Source organism: Streptomyces cavernicola (assembly GCF_029968035.1).
GTDB lineage: Bacteria > Actinomycetota > Actinomycetes > Streptomycetales > Streptomycetaceae > Streptomyces > Streptomyces cavernicola.
Window position 1 is genome coordinate 94,824 of the sequence record NZ_JASCIQ010000023.1, and the last position, 14,720, is coordinate 109,543.

Consider the following 14,720-nt stretch of genomic DNA (forward strand, 5'->3'; position numbering starts at 1 on the left):
GTCGGGCGGGCCGTGACGCCCGTGGCAACCGCTCAAGTAGTCGTCCATACACCGCAGTTGGACCGGAGAGGACGCCCTCATGAACGACGCCCGGACACCGGGACCCGACCGACGTACGTTCCTCAAGCTGGGAGGTCTCGTAGCCGCCGCGCCCGTGATCGCGACGTACGTCGGTGGAGCCGAGGCGGCGGCCGCGCAGCCTCCCGGGGACGTCGCGACGAGCGCGGCGGCAGCGGGAGCGGCGGCGGCAGCGGGGGACCTGCGGGTCGCCATGGCGGGAGCGGCCGACAGCGACCGGATCCTCATGGAGGGGCTCCCGGTCGGCAACGGTCGCCTCGCGGCCCTGGTCGGCGGCGGCGCCCGCGAACACCTCGCCCTCAACGAGGGCTCCCTGTGGAGCGGAGGCCAGAACCCCAGCGGCGACTACGGCTCGATGGGCAGCTACAAGTCGCTGGGCCACGTCTACATCGACCTCGGCCACGACCCCGCGCAGATCGAGGGCTACCGGCGCGAACTCGACCTGGAGACCGGTGTCGTCACCGTCAGGTACACGTACCAGAACCGTGAGTACGTCCGGGAGACCTTCGCCAGCCACCCGGACCAGGTCGTCATCACGACCGTCACGACCTCCGCGAGCCACGCCCTGTCGGGGACCGTCAGGGTCGTCGACGGCGGCGGCCGCACGACGGGAGCCACCGCGGCCCGGCCGGGGCGACTGTCCGTAGCGGGCGCGATCGGGGGCGGCGGCGTGCGGTACGGGTGGCAGGCGCTGGTGGACGCGCCCGGGGCGCGCACGATCGCCGCGGAGCAGGCGACCGCCTCGACGTCGTTCGCCGGTGCGACAAGCCTGACCGTGGTCGTCGGGGCACGCACCGACTACCTCCCCGACGCCGCCAAGGGCTTCCGGTCCTCGGCGGACCCGCTCGCCGAGGCCGCGCGCGACACCACGCGGGCACTCGCGCGCGGGGTGCCGTCCTTGCACGACCGCCAACTCGACGACTTCCGCGCCCTGTTCACGCGGCAGACCCTCACCATCGACGGGTCGAGCGACGCCCAGCTCGCGTCGCCCACCTTCCAACGGGTGGAGAACAACCAGACGACACCGGACCCGCAGCTGTACGCGCTCTACTACCAGTTCGCCCGCTACCTCGTGCTCTCGACCTCGCGCCCCGGCGGACTGCCCCTCAACCTCCAAGGGCTGTGGAACGTCTCCGACTCCCCGCCGTGGAGCTCGGACTACCACCACGACATCAACATCCAGATGTGCTACTGGCTCTCCGACCCCGGCAACCTGCCGGGCACGATCGACCCGCTGGTGGACTACCTGCACGTCCAGATCCCCGCCTGGCGCCAGGCGACCCGGGCGGTCGTCCACAAACCCGGCACCACCGAACCGGTGCGCGGCTGGACGGTCCGGGTGTCGAGCAACGTCTCCGGCGGGCTGGGCTGGGACTGGCTGCCCGCAGGCTGCGCCTGGCTCGCCTGGCACCTGTGGGACCACTACACGTACACCCTGGACGAGACCTTTCTGCGCGAACGTGCCTACCCGGTGCTGAAGGAGGTCTGCCAGTACTTGGAGGACCTGCTCGTCGACGACGGCGCCGGCAAACTCGTCGTGCCCGAGACCTGGACGCCGGAGCAGACCATCGCCGCGCCCTGGCGGGTCACACGCGTCGGCTTCGAGGCCGGAGCGGAGATGAGGCCGTACGAGGACGGCGTGAGCATGGACCAGGAGTTGGCCTGGGACGCCTTCGGCAACTTCGTGGAGGCCTCCCGCATCCTCGGCCTCGACGCCGACTACCGCGCGACGGTGGCCGGCCTGCGCGAGCGGCTGCACGTCCCGGAGATCGGCAGTTGGGGCCAGCTGCAGGAGTGGTACCCCGACCGCGACAGCCCCGACAACCACCACCGCCATGTCTCCCACCTGTGGGGTCTCTTCCCGGGCCGTCAGCTCACCCCCGACGTTTCCCCCGCCCTCGCGGAGGCCGCACGCGTCTCGTTGGCCGCGCGGGGCATCGGCCCGACGGGGTGGTCGGCCGCCTGGAACGCCAACCTCTGGGCGACCCTCGGCGACCCGGACAAGACGATGCAGGCGCTGCGGAACCTGACGCAGCCGGTCACGTCCGACCACGGAGAGGTCGACATGAACTACCACGGCGGGGTCTACCCCAACCTGTTCGACGCCCACCCGCCGTTCCAGATCGACGGCAACATCGGCGGCGCGCGCGCCTTCGTCCAGGCGATCGCCGCAAGCTCGTCGGACCGCATCGACCTGCTCAAGGCACTCCCCGCGCAGTGGCCGACCGGCGCCTTCACCGGCATCCGCGCCCGCGGCGGCTTCGAACTGGACGTCTCCTGGGCGGACGGTGCCCTCACCGAGGTCACCGTCCGTTCCCTCGCCGGCCGCGAAACCACGCTGCGCTACCGCGACTTGAGCGCCCGCGTATCGATGCCCAAGGGAGGCGAGGCGCGGTACGACGGGACGCTCCGCCGCATCGAGAGCTGACCGCAGACCGCATCACCGCCCCAGAGCGCTCACCCCTCGGCCTCGTCGGGCCGGCGCAGCTATACGGGCCAGACCTTCCCGCAGCCAGGGGAGACAGCTGAGCAGACGCCAGGTTCTGGTGATCGGGCTCCTGCTCCTCATCGGGATCGTGAACTGCCTCGACCGGTCCACGCTCGCGATCGCCAACAGCACGATCAGCGGTGAACTCGGGCTCAGCGCCACCGCCATGGGGATTCTCCTGTCGGTGTTCTCCTGGAGCTACGCCTTCGCGCAACTCCCGGCGGGCCCGCTCCTCGACCGCTTCGGCGCGCGTACGGTCCTGGGGATCGGCCTGCTCGTGTGGTCGGTCGCCCAGGGCGCCGGCGGACTCGTGCGCGGGATGCACGACCACCCGACCGAGGCGCTGCCCCCATGGGACTTCGGCCTACGTGCGCTGACCACATACCTCTCCCGGCTCGGACAGCCCGTACGACAGAACCCCTGACGGACGCCGCCCCGCCCCGCCCCGCGACCGCCACCAGGAGCTGATCGGGCTGCTCAGGGCCGGGGTATCCGTGCGCCACGGCCGTCCGGTGGACTCGCGAATCGGCAATCCAGGGCATCCATCCGTAGCCGATCGGATGACATGCCCGCCCCGGTGCCGCCCATAGCGTTGAGGACGTGAACATCACTCGAATCTCCCGTCGTCCAGTTCTCACCGCATCAGCGATCGCGATCGCTGTGTCCGCCCTGGTGCCCGTCTCGGCCATGGCCGCCGAGGCGCCGGCCGCACCGGCACCCACATCCGCGGCGCTGAAGGACGCGACTCCGTCCGACCTGCTCGCCTCGACCCCGTGGAAGACCACCGGCGCCGTCGACCAGGACGGCAACCGCGTCGCCCTCGACGACCCGGCCGTGTCGAACTACGTGGGCTGGGCGTATTTCGACGCCGACGGCACCTACACCATGTACAACCTCGACGACAGCCCGAAGCTGAACGGTGACTGGACCGTCACCCCCGACGGCTCCGAGCGCTGGATCAACGCGAAGGACGCGAACGGCAACGTGCTCTTCGAGCGCACCGTTCCGATCATCCAGCTCGACAAGAACGTGTTCACCTACCGCGTCTTCCCGAACGCCGACGACCCCAGCGTGTACTACGACATCGTGCACACCAAGACCAACCACGCCGAGCCCGGCACCGACGGCCGCGGCCCCGGCGCGAACGGCAACCAGGGTGGCAACGGCGAGTACCACTTCAACAACGGCAACGCTCGCTAGGCGGACCTGCAATAAGGAACCGCGCCTACCTGCGTAGGCGCGGTCTCCGCTGCACGGGCGTCACGGCAGCGGCTGGACGACGAGCTTGCGTTCGTGCTGGAAGATCACCGAGCTGCGGAAGCTGACGATCTCGCGCCGGTCGCTGAGCCGGTCGATCAGGAAGCTGTGCAGCTGATCCACGTCCGGGACGGCGACATGGATGATGAAGTCGTCGCCGCCGGTCAGCACGTAGACGGCTATCACCTCGGGCAGCGCGTCCATCGAACGCCGCACCTCTTCGATCACCTGCCGGTTCAACGGCCGTACCTGGAGCGCGACCAGGGCCTGCACGTTCCGGTTCAGGGACGGCAGGTCCACCTCCACCGTGTACTCGTTGATCACGCCCCGCTTGCGCAGCAGCCGTACGCGCTCCAGACAGGTCGACGGCGCGATCCCCAGCGAACGGGCCAGCTCCCGGTTGGTCTGTCGTGCATCCGCCTGCAGCCTGGCCACGATCGCCGAATCAAGTTCGTCCACGACGTGCCGCTCCCCTCATCCTCCGACATTGATTCGGCAGCCGAGCCTACAAGTCGCCCAACAACCTAGCGTCGAGGGCGATTTGGCGAACATCCGTCGGCGTGCGCCGCCAGGAGGGGAACGGCATGCGGAGAACGAAACTCGGTCCGATCGAGGGGACGGCCCTCTACATCGGCGGGGTCCTGGGCCCCGGAGTGCTCGCCCTGCCCGCGCTCGCAGCCGCCGAGGCCGGCCCCGCCTCGCTGATCGCCTGGGCGGCGCTGCTGCTCCTCAGCGTCCCCGTGGCGCTGTCGTTCGCCGCGCTCGGCGCCCGGTTCCCGGACGGCGGCGGCGTCGCGACCTTCGTGGCCCGCGCCTTCGGCGCACGCGCCGCCGCCTGCGTCGGATGGTGGTTCTACGCGGCCGTCCCCGTGGGCACCTTGTCGGGCGCGATGATCGGCGGACAGTACGTCGCCGAGGCCCTCGGCCTGGGCAGGGCCGTCGCGCTGCTCGCCGCCGCCCTCCTCCTCCTCGCCGCCGCCTTCGCCGCCAACCATGTGGGGCTCCACCTCTCGGGGCGGATACAGGTGCTGCTGTGCGGGGTGCTCGTACTGCTCATGGTCATCGCCGTCGGCACCGCCGCGCCGGCCCTGTCGCCGGGCAACTTCTCGCCGTTCATGCCGCAGGGCTGGACCTCCGTCGGCACGGCCGCCGTCGTGCTGTTCTACGCCTTCAGCGGCTGGGAGGCCGCCAGCCACCTCTCGGCCGAGTTCCGGCACCCGCAGCGGCATCTGCGGACCACCACCGTCATCGCCCTGTCCGTCGTCGGCGTCCTCTACCTGTCCCTGGCCACCGTCACCGTCGGCGTGCTCGGCGACGCGTCCGACCGGTCCGGCGTCCCCCTGATGCTCCTCATCGAGCAAGGCGTGGGCCCCGGCGCCCGAGCCGTGACCGCCGCGGCCGCGGTGTGCCTCACCTTCGGCGCCGTCAACACGTTCATCGCCGGCGCGGCCCGGCTCGGCGGCGCGCTGGGGCGGGACGGCGCCCTGCCCGACTGGTTCGCCCAGGGCAGCGCCGCCGGCGAGGTGCCACGCCGCAGCCTCCTCGTCCAGGCGGTGCTCACCGGGGCGCTGCTCGCGGCGGTCGCGGCAGCGGGCACAGAACTCGACCTGCTGATGCGGATCACCTCGGCGTTCCTCGCCACCGTCACCGCCGCAGGCACGGCAGCGGCGGTCGCCCTCCTGCCGCGGCGCCGACCGCTGTGGTGGGCGGCCCTCCTCGCCACGCTCTTCACCCTGCTCGTCCTCCTGTTCAGTTCGTGGCTCCTCGCCCTGCCGGCCTCGGTGGCGGCGGCCGCGGCGCTGTATCGCCGCACGCGCCTGAAGGAGCGCCTCGACCGGCCGGCGCACGCCTCTGGGAACCTCCGCCCCGCGCCGCTACCCTCCGCGCATGATTGCGACGGCAGTGTGGGGAACCGGCAACGTCGGACGCGCCGCGATCCGGGCCGTGGCCGCACACCCGGCCCTCGACCTCGCGGCGGTGCTCGTGCACGACCCGGCGAAGACCGGACGGGACGCCGGTGAACTCGCCGACACAGGACGGCAGTTGGGCGTCCACGCCACCACCGACGTGGACGCCGTGCTCGCCGCCCGACCGCGCGCCGTGGTGTACGCGGCCTCCGGCGACCTCCGCCCCGACGAGGCCCTCGCCGACGTGGTGCGGGCGGTGCGGACCGGCGCGGTCGTCGTGACCCCCGCCCTGTACCCGCTGTACGACTGGCGCGGCGCGCCGCCCGAGTTCCGCGACCCGGTGCTCGCCGCGGTCGCCGAGGGCGGCGGCTCCCTGTTCGCCTCCGGCGTCGACCCCGGCTGGGGCAACGACGTACTGCCCCTCCTTGTGAGCGGCCTCGGCACCACCGTCGACGCGGTGCGCTGCCAGGAGATCTTCGACTACTCCACGTACGACCAGGAGGAGTCCGTACGCCACCTCGTCGGCATGGGACACCCCATGGAGTACGCGCCGCTGATGCTGGCCCCCGGCGTGCCGACGATGGTGTGGGGCGGACAGCTACGCCTGCTCGCGCGGGCGCTCGGCGTCCAACTCGACGAGATCCGCGAGGAGTTGGAGCGCCGCCCGCTCGACGCGACGGTGACCACCCGCACGATGGGCGAGTTCGCCGCCGGCACGCAGGGCGCGGTGCGCTTCGAGGTGCAGGGACTGGTCGACGGTGAGCCGCTGCTCGTCATCGAGCACGTCACCCGTATCCACGCCGACTGCGCCCCGGACTGGCCCACCGTGCCGGGCGGCGGGGACGGGGCGCACCGCGTGATCGTGGAGGGCAGACCCCGCATCGAGGTGACGGTGGAGGCGAGCGACGAGGGCGAGAACCGCTCGGCGGGCGGCAACGCCACCGCGGTCGGCCGACTCGTCAACGCCGTGGACTGGCTGGTGGACGCGGAACCCGGACTGTACGACGCACTCGACGTACCGCTGCGCCCCGCGGCCGGCCGAATGGGAAGGAAGCAGCGATGAGGATCGACATTCCTGCGGGCAAGGAACCGATCTCGTACGTGTGGGGCGAGATGGTGCCCGGCATCGGGGCCGCCGCGGCGGACTTCTCGCTCGCGGTGTACGCCCACACCACCCTGGGGCTGCGCGAGTTCGAGGCCGCGCGGCTGCGGGTGGCGCAGGTCAACGGCTGTCTGTTCTGCCTGGACTGGCGCACGGACCGGGACGGCGAGAAGGTCGAGGACGGCTTCCTCGACGCCGTGACCGAGTGGCGCACCACGGACGCCTTCGACGCCCGCACCCGGCTCGCGGCCGAGTACGCGGAGCGGTACGCGCTCGACCACCACGGTCTGGACGAGGAGTTCTGGTCCCGGATGACGGCGCGGTACAGCCAGGCGGAGATCGTGGAGCTGAGCATGTGCATCGGCTCGTGGCTGGCGTTCGGCCGCCTCAACCATGTGCTCGGCATCGACTCGGTGTGCGTACTGCCGGGCCACTGAAGGGAGTTGAGGGGCAGCCCGGCAGAACTCATACAGAAGGCTGCCGGATCAGCGGCGCAGATCGGCCGTGATGATCCGCTCGATGTTGCGCTCGGCGAGCGCCGTGATCGTGACGAACGGGTTGACCGTGGCGCAGCCCGGAATCAGCGCGCCGTCGATGACGTACAGGCCCGAATGCCCGTGCAGGCGGCCGTAGTTGTCGGTGGCCTGGTCGAGGACGGCGCCGCCGAGCGGGTGGTACGTGAGGTGGTCGCCCCAGATCTTGTTCGCGCCGAACAGGTCGGTGCGGTAGATCGTGCCCTCCTTGGCGTTGATCTTGTCGAAGATGGTGCGCGCGGCGTCGATGGAGGTCTGCTTCCAGGACCGCTGCCAGTCGAGGTCGACGCGGTTCGCGGCGGCGTTCCAGGTGAACGCGGCGCGGTGCGGGGTGCGGGTGATGGACAGGTAGAACGAGGCGTACGTCTCGATGCCGGTGGGCAGCGGCGCGACCTCGGCGAAGGCGCCGCCCGCCGACCAGTTGTCGATCCCGGCCGTGGGCATGGCCGACTGGAGCTTCCCGGTCGGGTCCCACATGTGGTTGGCGCGGCCGCACATGACGTTGCCGTTGTCGCCCCAGCCCTTGCCGATCTCGGAGTTGAGCCGGGGGAGCGCGCCGGTGGCCTTGAGCCGGGTGAGGAGTTTGCTGGTGCCGACGCTGCCCGCGGCGAAGAACACCCTGGCGGCGGTGACGGTCTTGGTGGCGGCGACGGTGCCGGTGCTGGTGAGCTGGTCGAGGCTGACGGTGTAGCCGCCGCCCTCGGCGGGACGTACGTCGGTGACCCGGTGCAGCGGTGAGACGGTGACGCGCCCGGTGGCTTCGGCGCGGGCCAGATAGGTCTGGCGCAGCGTCTTCTTGCCGTGGTTGTTGCCGTAGAGCACCTCCCCGGCGAGCGCGGACCTCGGCACGCTGCCTTCGGCCTCCTGCTTCATGTACGCCCAGTCGTAGACGTTCGGCACGAACACGAAGGGGAAACCGGAGCGCTCCGCGTGCTTACGGCCCACGCGCGCGTACTGGTAGCAGTCCGCGGACTCCCACCAGGCGGGGTCGACGTCGGCGGTGCCCAACCCGCTGTTGGCGCGCGGGTAGTAGACGGAGTACATCTCGTTCGCGTCGACGCTCGGCAGCACGGAAGGGAAGTTCTCGCGGCGTGGCGTGACGGCCATGCCGCCGTTGACGAGGGAGCCGCCGCCGACGCCCCGGCCCTGGTAGACGGTGATCCCGGCGAAGTCCTCCGCGTCGAGGATGCCGGTGTGCAGGGGGACGTCCTTGTCGAGCGGGAAGCCGAGGAAGTTGCTCAACGGCTGCTTGGTGCGGGTGCGCAACCAGAACGAGCGGTAGTCCGGCTCAGTGGTGTTGGCGAAGACGTTCCCGTCGGGGCCCGGGGTGTCCCAGGACTGGCCCATCTCGGCCATGTGCACGTCGACCCCGGCCTCGGCGAGCCGCAGCGCGGCGACGGACCCGCCGTACCCGGTGCCGATGACGAGCACGGGTACGGAGTCCCCGTCGGCGAGAACACGACGCGCGGCGGACCGGGGCGCGGCGGCGTGAGCACGACCACTCAGCGGCCCACCCAGCGGCCCGCCGAGCACGGAGCCGGCGCCTAACGCCGCGGCGCCCAGAAGGGAACCGGTTCCTGCGATGAATCTCCGCCGGGAGACATCGGATACGTCGGTGTTCTGGGGAACTTCCCGATGCGCCTGTGCGGGCAGGACAGTCACACGCATGTGAGGTGCCTCACTTTCGTGGGGGGTTGGAACAAGGTCTTACTGCGGCCCGCTCGACAAGTCACGGCACACGAAGGCGTAACTTTCCATGATTCAGGGCGAGTTAGCGCATGATGCCTCCCTTTGATCATGCCCGCGACGACTACGAACCCCATGTCCACCGAACCTGTGAACGGGGGCACGGGTGTGCGGGGTTGAGGGTGTGGGGCTGCGGCCGTTGTCGGTGGGCGCGGGCAGACTGATCGCATGACGGCATCCCGCAACAGTTCCCGAAACCTCCACGCCGACCTCCACTGGGTGCAGTCGATGGGCGGCCCGTTGGTCGCCGTCCCGGCCTCCGCCGTCGACCGGTGGGGTGGCTGCACGGAGGGCGGGATCACCGTCGGAGGGAGTGACGTTCCCGACGACTACGACCGAGCGTGCGACGTGGAGGGCTGGGCCGGGGTCGTCGAACTCGACGCCGGAGTCTCGGTGTTGGTGCTGGCCGACGAGCCGGCCACAACCTGCTACCTCGCCGAGCTGAACGTCTTCGTGCGGTGGCTCGCAGCTGACTCGGACGCCGAGCTGATCGAGAGCGCGAGGGCCGTCCTGGAGGACCCCGCAACCGACTGGGAGGACTGCGGAGTCTGGGAGACCGACGGACCGGCGGTTCTCCTGGACTCAGCCGTGGCCGGAGCGGACCTCGCCGTACCGGCCCCGGCCCCGGACGCGGGCCAGGAAGATCCGCCGGACCAGGCCCCGGTTTCTGTGCCCGCAGGGCGCTGGCGTGTTCGGGCGACGCACAGGACGGGCGACTTCCCGTGGGTGGGCGTAGTTCGGCTCCTCCCTGCGTGAGCGGGCAGGGCGAGGACGGGGGAGTCGCGGATCTCGCCTCCGACCAACTGGCCCGGCAAGCAGCCCAGGACGCGGTGGAACAGCCCCTTCCGTCCTACCGGCCCCAGCCCCCGGTGCCGCGTCGGTAGGCGTGCGAGTGGGTACATGGTGGAGACGAAGGGCGCGGGAGTGCGCCCGTACGCAAGGCCGGAGGCTGTGGACATGAGTCGCTCAACGCGCCGGATCGCACAGGCCGTTGTCGTCCTCGCCGGCGCCGCGCTGGCGGTGTGGGTGGCGTTCGAGCTGATCAAGTACCTGTGACTGCGCGCCGTCGGCCCGTGCGGAGGCTCAGGGGATCAGCGGGCAGTGGGTGCCCGTATAGATCGTGGGCATGCAGCGGTTGCAGTGGATGCACCGCGACTCGGTGTCCCGGTCGGCCGTGATCCGGGCGACCAGGTCCGGCTCGCGCAGCAGCGCCCGGCCCATGGCCACGAAGTCGAAGCCCTCGGCCATCGCCCGGTCCATCGTCGCGCGGCGCGTGATCCCGCCGAGCAGAATCAACGGCAGATCGAGCGCGGCGCGGAAACGCCGCGCGGAGTCCAGGAGGTACGCCTCCTCGTACGGGTAGCTGCGCAGCACCTGGCGGCCCAACAGCCGGATGCCGAGCCGCTGCGGCTGCGGGAACTGCGCCGCGAACTCCCGCACCGGAGCGTCCCCGCGGAAGAGGTACATCGGGTTCAACAACGAACTCCCCGCAGTGAGTTCGAGGGCGTCCACCGAGCCGTCGTCCTGCAGCAGGCGGGCGAACCGGATGCTCTCCTCCACGCCGAGCCCACCCGGAACCCCGTCCTCCATGTTCAGCTTGGCGGTGATCGCGATCCGGTCGCCCACCTCGTCGCGTACCGCTCGGGCGATGCCCCGGGCGACCTTCGCGCGGTTGGCCGCACTGCCGCCGTAGCCGTCCGTACGACGGTTGAGCTTCGGGCTGAGGAAGGAACTGGCCAGGTAGTTGTGGCCGAAGTGGATCTCCACGGCGTCGAATCCGGACTCGACGGCGAATCGCGCCGCGGCGGCGTGGGCCCGGGTGACGCGGTCGATGTCCTGCTCGCTCGCGGCCCGCGTCATCCGCATGCTGAGCGGGTTGAACAGGCGGCCGGGCGACAGTGCCGGCAGCCCGTTGGAGCGCGCGTCGGCGACCGGGCCGGCATGCCCGATCTGCGCGGACACGGCCGAACCCTCGGCGTGCACGGCCTCGGTCAGCCGGCGAAGACCCGGCACCGCCTCCGGCCGCATCCAGAGCTGCCGCCGCTCGGTACGGCCCTCGGGTGCCACCGCGCAGTACGCCACCGTCGTCATGCCGACCCCGCCGGCAGCCGGACGCCGATGGTACGCGATCAGCTCGTCGGTGACCAGCGCGTCGGGCGTCATGCCCTCGAACGTCGCGGCCTTCACCACCCGGTTCCGCAAGGTCAACGGGCCGAGCCTGGCCGGGGCGAGGGCGTCGGGCGCCTGGTGCGGGGTGGGCTTAGACATGAGCATCAGCCTCCGTGAGGACCGGAACCGGCCGTCAGCCTCCGTGAGGGACCGGAACCGGCCGTGGGACGGCATGACAGCACAGCGCACGGCAATTTCCCATCGCTGAACGGCACTTGACCGCAGTCGAAGAGAAACCGCCGTGCGCTCCCGGCTCAGCGCGTGGCGAGCGGCCGCTTGCCCCGCAGATCCTCCGAGTCGTACGTCCCGGTCCGGTCGGACAGTGTCAGCGTGAAGGCCGAGTAGACCCGCTTGCCGTCGACGGTCCGCGGATCGGACAGCCGGAGGGTCGCCTTCAACGGTTTGTCCTGGCAGGTGGAGAGACACCAGCTGCCGGTGACCAGGCCCGAGCCGACGGCGTCCCGGGCGTCCCACCGCGCCCAGTCCACCCCGCTGATGCTGGTGAACTCCGTCAACACCAGGCGCTCCGGGCGGCGTTGGGCGCCCGCGCGGGCGTCGGGCGTCTCCTCGCCGGAGCGCTGCACCACATACGGCGTCGCCGAGGAACGCTCGGTTCCTTCGCTCCCGCTCAGCGCCGCGTTCGCCGTCTGGGGCGACGACACGAGCAGGCCGAGCCCGGCGGCGGTGGCCAGGCCTACCGCCAAGGCGGCCTTCGGCCGTGACTTCCCGGTCACCGTGGTGGGGTTCGTGCGGTTCATGCTTCCGGCTCCGTACGCATCGGTGGTGGTCGCCGACGTCGAGAAACGGGCACGGAATCTCTAAGTCGACATAGCGGGAGGAAAGTTACCCCGAAACCGAGCAACCCCGACCCCGACCCGCCGTACCGGCCCGGACGGCCACGTCGCACGGAGAGCGCACAGGGCGAACACACGCAGCGGGGCGTGTGCGGCCGAGTCGGCTCGCACACGCCCCGCCTCAGGGCTTACCGCCGGGATCAGACGCGGTCCGCGGCGATGAGCACGTACTGGAAGGACCCGTCCTTGTACGAGTTGATGAACGCCTCCTCGATGCCCGTGACGAGCGACGACGTGGCGCGCAGCTCCCAGTAGGGGAGGGTGTCGGGCGTGAGGTCGATGACGGCCTGCGGCACCAGGCGGTTGTCGGCCATGGCGCGCAGGTACTCGCGGCGCGAGTGGATGTTGCACTCGAAGTGCGCGTTGATCTGCGAGACCCACTTCGAGGGCTGGCCGTACCGCGGGTTCCAGCAGCCCGTGATGGTCACATAGCGGCCGCCGACCTCCAGGACGCGGGAGTGCTCGGCGAACAGGTCGTGCAGGTCGACGTACATCGTCGACTCGTTGTTCCACGAGGCCGCGGCCCGGCCCGTCTCGAACGGCATGGCCAGCATGTTGCAGACCTGGGCGCGGACGTGGTCGTCGATGCCGAGCTCACGGGCGCGGTTGTTGGCGAAGTCGGCCTGCTTGGCGGAGAGCGTGACGCCCTCGACCTTCGCGCCGAACCGCTGGTGCGCCATGACCATCGAGCCGCCGCGACCGCAGCCGGCGTCCACCAGGGTGTCGCCGCGGCCGATGTCCCCGAGGTGCCCGAGGAGGAGCTCGGCCTGCGCCGACTCGAGCCGGTGCAGCTCGGCGATCAGCTTCTTCTCGCTCTCGCTGTCCTCGGCGTCCCCGAGGGCTGCGTGGTCGACGGCGCCGATGCCGTAGTGGTGGTGGTAGAGCCCGTCCACATCGCCGAGACGCAGGTTCACCGGCCGGGCCTCACCGTCCCAGTAGCGGGCGATGTCCCCCTGATAGGGCGTCGCCGGGCCCGGGATGAGCGGCTTGGCGGTGGCGGTGGCGGTGAGTTCCGTGCTGGTCACAGATGAATCCATTTCTTTTACGGGAAGTTCTCTTACCAGAAGTCGGGCAGGCTGTAGCGGTATGTGTTGGTCTGGTGCCAGTAGTGGTTGCCGTCGACCCACGCGGCCACGCCCCGCAGGAAACGCAGCACGCTCGGCACGGGGCAGGCCGCGGCCAGGGACGCGGCCTCGGTCTCGAAGGCGTGCATGAGCTCGTTGTGGACCTCGACCGCCTTCAGATAGCCGTCCTGCTCGGACAGGCCCTCCCGCTCGGCGATCACCACGGGCAGGTTCAAGTGCAGCCCCGGCGTGCGGAGTTCCTTCGTGTACGAGTACAGGTCGTTCACGATGGTCGTCGCGTTGCCGGCGAGCGCGATGACCTTCTGCATCGCGGCCTGGGCGTGCAGGTCCGCCGGCAGTTCGTAGCCGCCCACGGTGTCGGTGATGGTCGGGCAGGGGCGGAAGTTGTTGAACTGGCGCATCGCCAGGTACTCCCACACCTCCGGGACCTTGTCCTCCTGCGCCCAGGCCGCCTCGGCGAGGTAGCCGAGGTGCAGCCGCGCCATGTCGTGCCGGTACCGGTCCGCCTGGGAGGGGGTGCTCGCCTGTACGAAGTACTCCATCGCGGAGCGGTACGCGCGCCGGGGCGCGTCCGAGTGCAGCGACTCGGCCCACTGCGGCTGGTACTCCTGCGTCGTGTACAGCGGGTCGAGCGCGGTGTGCGCGAGCAGCAGACGCTCGCCGAGGCCTTCGGGCGAGCCGCCGTGGTCCTCGCAGTAGCAGTCGTCCACCGCGTTCTCCGCCACCATCAGGCGGGTGGCGAGCATGAGGTGGTCGACGGTGGGCGCGTCCGGGTGGCAGGCCACCATGTAGCGGCCCACGGAGAAGCCGTCGAACTCCTCCTCCCAGTCGTCCGGATAGAGCGAGACCTCGTCCATGGCCCAGGACTTGATGCGGCTGCTGACCTCCTCGACCCGAGCCGGATCGGGCTCGGGCACCGGGTGGAAGTAGAGCCCCGGCACGGGCCTGCCCTCCGCGGGCCGCACCGCGGGTTCCGGCACCGCGGGCGGCAGGACCCGCGGGGTCAGGCGCAGGCCCTCCGTGCCCAGGCCGTTCGGCCCGCGCAACAGCTGCGCGAGACCGGTGCCGGCCGCGGCCGCCGCGAGCGACGCGGCCGCATCGACGGGCGATACGTCAGGCACCGCAGCGGGCGACGCGTCGGGCACCACCGCAGTGGTCGGTACGGCGTCCACCGGTGCGGCGGTCGGTACGGCGGGTGCCGCATCCGCGGGCGACACGTCCGGCACGGGCGCGGGCGGCGCTGGCGTCTCAGGGTGGGCGTGAGCCCCGGGAGCCGCTCTCAGTTGGGCGGGCAGCGAAGGCACATGAGGGGGACGGCCGGCGACGGCCCTGACGTCGTGGACGCGGACCGCCGCGTCGGTGAGCAGTTGCGCCCCGAAGTTCGACGCGGCGGCTGGCACGCTCGACGAGGGAGGTGTCGGCTCAGGCGCAGGCATCCGTAGCTCCTTGGTGAATTGGGCGGCGGGCCCTGGGGGGGGGCAGGCGCGGCCGGTCCGGAAGG

Annotated in this window: 13 protein-coding genes; 7 read left to right on the top strand and 6 right to left on the bottom strand. The window is 71.1% G+C overall.

Translation table 11 applies throughout. The features are described 5' to 3' along the window. Positions 1 to 79 precede the first annotated feature (79 nt). The 3 genes from QIS96_RS22060 to QIS96_RS22070 all read left to right on the top strand — a co-directional run bounded on the left by QIS96_RS22060 (position 80) and on the right by QIS96_RS22070 (position 3,766). Positions 80 to 2,506: a glycosyl hydrolase family 95 catalytic domain-containing protein gene (locus tag QIS96_RS22060; RefSeq protein ID WP_282544413.1), complete on the top strand. Its 2,427-nt coding sequence runs from the start codon at positions 80 to 82 to the stop codon at positions 2,504 to 2,506. Positions 2,507 to 2,624: 118 nt separating this feature from the next. Further along, positions 2,625 to 2,990 carry an MFS transporter gene (locus QIS96_RS22065; protein WP_282544414.1) on the top strand — a complete coding sequence of 122 codons (366 nt, stop codon included), beginning with the start codon at positions 2,625 to 2,627 and terminating at the stop codon, positions 2,988 to 2,990. 176 nt (positions 2,991 to 3,166) lie between these two features. Continuing rightward, complete coding sequence (locus QIS96_RS22070) at positions 3,167 to 3,766, top strand: DUF4822 domain-containing protein (protein WP_282544415.1); 600 nt, start codon at positions 3,167 to 3,169, stop codon at positions 3,764 to 3,766. A gap of 60 nt (positions 3,767 to 3,826) precedes the next feature. Here the strand turns inward: QIS96_RS22070 and QIS96_RS22075 are convergent, their stop codons facing one another. Beyond that, entirely contained in the window at positions 3,827 to 4,282 is a 456-nt protein-coding gene (locus QIS96_RS22075) for an Lrp/AsnC family transcriptional regulator (RefSeq protein WP_282544416.1), read from the bottom strand. 125 nt (positions 4,283 to 4,407) lie between these two features. Between QIS96_RS22075 and QIS96_RS22080 the strand changes: the two genes are divergently transcribed. Genes QIS96_RS22080 through QIS96_RS22090 form a run of 3 tightly spaced genes read left to right on the top strand, consistent with a single transcriptional unit; the run spans position 4,408 to position 7,269 of the window. Further along, positions 4,408 to 5,844 carry an APC family permease gene (locus tag QIS96_RS22080; protein WP_282544417.1) on the top strand — a complete coding sequence of 479 codons (1,437 nt, stop codon included), beginning with the start codon at positions 4,408 to 4,410 and terminating at the stop codon, positions 5,842 to 5,844. Then, the gene (locus tag QIS96_RS22085; protein ID WP_282544418.1) at positions 5,768 to 6,793 is read left to right on the top strand and encodes an NAD(P)H-dependent amine dehydrogenase family protein; all 1,026 of its coding nucleotides are present in this window, start codon (positions 5,768 to 5,770) and stop codon (positions 6,791 to 6,793) included. The genes QIS96_RS22080 and QIS96_RS22085 overlap by 77 nt, the downstream gene beginning before the upstream one ends. Continuing rightward, entirely contained in the window at positions 6,790 to 7,269 is a 480-nt protein-coding gene (locus tag QIS96_RS22090) for a carboxymuconolactone decarboxylase family protein (protein WP_282544419.1), read from the top strand. Before QIS96_RS22085 ends, QIS96_RS22090 begins: the two co-directional genes overlap by 4 nt. 48 nt (positions 7,270 to 7,317) lie before the next feature. Here the strand turns inward: QIS96_RS22090 and QIS96_RS22095 are convergent, their stop codons facing one another. After that, entirely contained in the window at positions 7,318 to 9,033 is a 1,716-nt protein-coding gene (locus QIS96_RS22095; RefSeq protein ID WP_282544420.1) for a GMC oxidoreductase, read from the bottom strand. A gap of 246 nt (positions 9,034 to 9,279) precedes the next feature. Between QIS96_RS22095 and QIS96_RS22100 the strand changes: the two genes are divergently transcribed. After that, the gene (locus tag QIS96_RS22100) at positions 9,280 to 9,867 is read left to right on the top strand and encodes an Imm21 family immunity protein (RefSeq protein WP_282544421.1); all 588 of its coding nucleotides are present in this window, start codon (positions 9,280 to 9,282) and stop codon (positions 9,865 to 9,867) included. A gap of 327 nt (positions 9,868 to 10,194) precedes the next feature. Here QIS96_RS22100 and QIS96_RS22105 read toward each other — a convergent pair whose 3' ends face one another. From QIS96_RS22105 to QIS96_RS22120, 4 genes are all read right to left on the bottom strand, one after another. Then, the gene (locus QIS96_RS22105) at positions 10,195 to 11,379 is read right to left on the bottom strand and encodes an NADH:flavin oxidoreductase (protein WP_282544422.1); all 1,185 of its coding nucleotides are present in this window, start codon (positions 11,377 to 11,379) and stop codon (positions 10,195 to 10,197) included. Positions 11,380 to 11,534: 155 nt separating this feature from the next. Beyond that, on the bottom strand, positions 11,535 to 12,038 hold the full coding sequence (locus QIS96_RS22110; protein ID WP_282544423.1) for a hypothetical protein: 504 nt from the start codon (positions 12,036 to 12,038) through the stop codon (positions 11,535 to 11,537). 236 nt (positions 12,039 to 12,274) lie between these two features. Then, positions 12,275 to 13,159 (bottom strand): geranyl diphosphate 2-C-methyltransferase, encoded by an 885-nt coding sequence (locus QIS96_RS22115; RefSeq protein ID WP_282544424.1) that lies wholly within the window; start codon positions 13,157 to 13,159, stop codon positions 12,275 to 12,277. Between the two features lie 32 nt (positions 13,160 to 13,191). Then, complete coding sequence (locus tag QIS96_RS22120) at positions 13,192 to 14,655, bottom strand: family 2 encapsulin nanocompartment cargo protein terpene cyclase (RefSeq protein WP_282544425.1); 1,464 nt, start codon at positions 14,653 to 14,655, stop codon at positions 13,192 to 13,194. Positions 14,656 to 14,720 lie beyond the last annotated feature (65 nt).

Excerpts from the sequence above, each read along its gene's own strand:
- QIS96_RS22100 (WP_282544421.1), top strand. The coding sequence starts at position 9,280 with ATGACGGCATCCCGCAACAGTTCCCGAAACCTCCACGCCGACCTCCAC.
- QIS96_RS22105 (WP_282544422.1), bottom strand. The coding sequence starts at position 11,379 with ATGTCTAAGCCCACCCCGCACCAGGCGCCCGACGCCCTCGCCCCGGCC.
- QIS96_RS22080 (WP_282544417.1), top strand. The coding sequence starts at position 4,408 with ATGCGGAGAACGAAACTCGGTCCGATCGAGGGGACGGCCCTCTACATC.
- QIS96_RS22110 (WP_282544423.1), bottom strand. The coding sequence starts at position 12,038 with ATGAACCGCACGAACCCCACCACGGTGACCGGGAAGTCACGGCCGAAG.
- QIS96_RS22090 (WP_282544419.1), top strand. The coding sequence starts at position 6,790 with ATGAGGATCGACATTCCTGCGGGCAAGGAACCGATCTCGTACGTGTGG.
- QIS96_RS22095 (WP_282544420.1), bottom strand. The coding sequence starts at position 9,033 with ATGCGTGTGACTGTCCTGCCCGCACAGGCGCATCGGGAAGTTCCCCAG.
- QIS96_RS22060 (WP_282544413.1), top strand. The coding sequence starts at position 80 with ATGAACGACGCCCGGACACCGGGACCCGACCGACGTACGTTCCTCAAG.
- QIS96_RS22120 (WP_282544425.1), bottom strand. The coding sequence starts at position 14,655 with ATGCCTGCGCCTGAGCCGACACCTCCCTCGTCGAGCGTGCCAGCCGCC.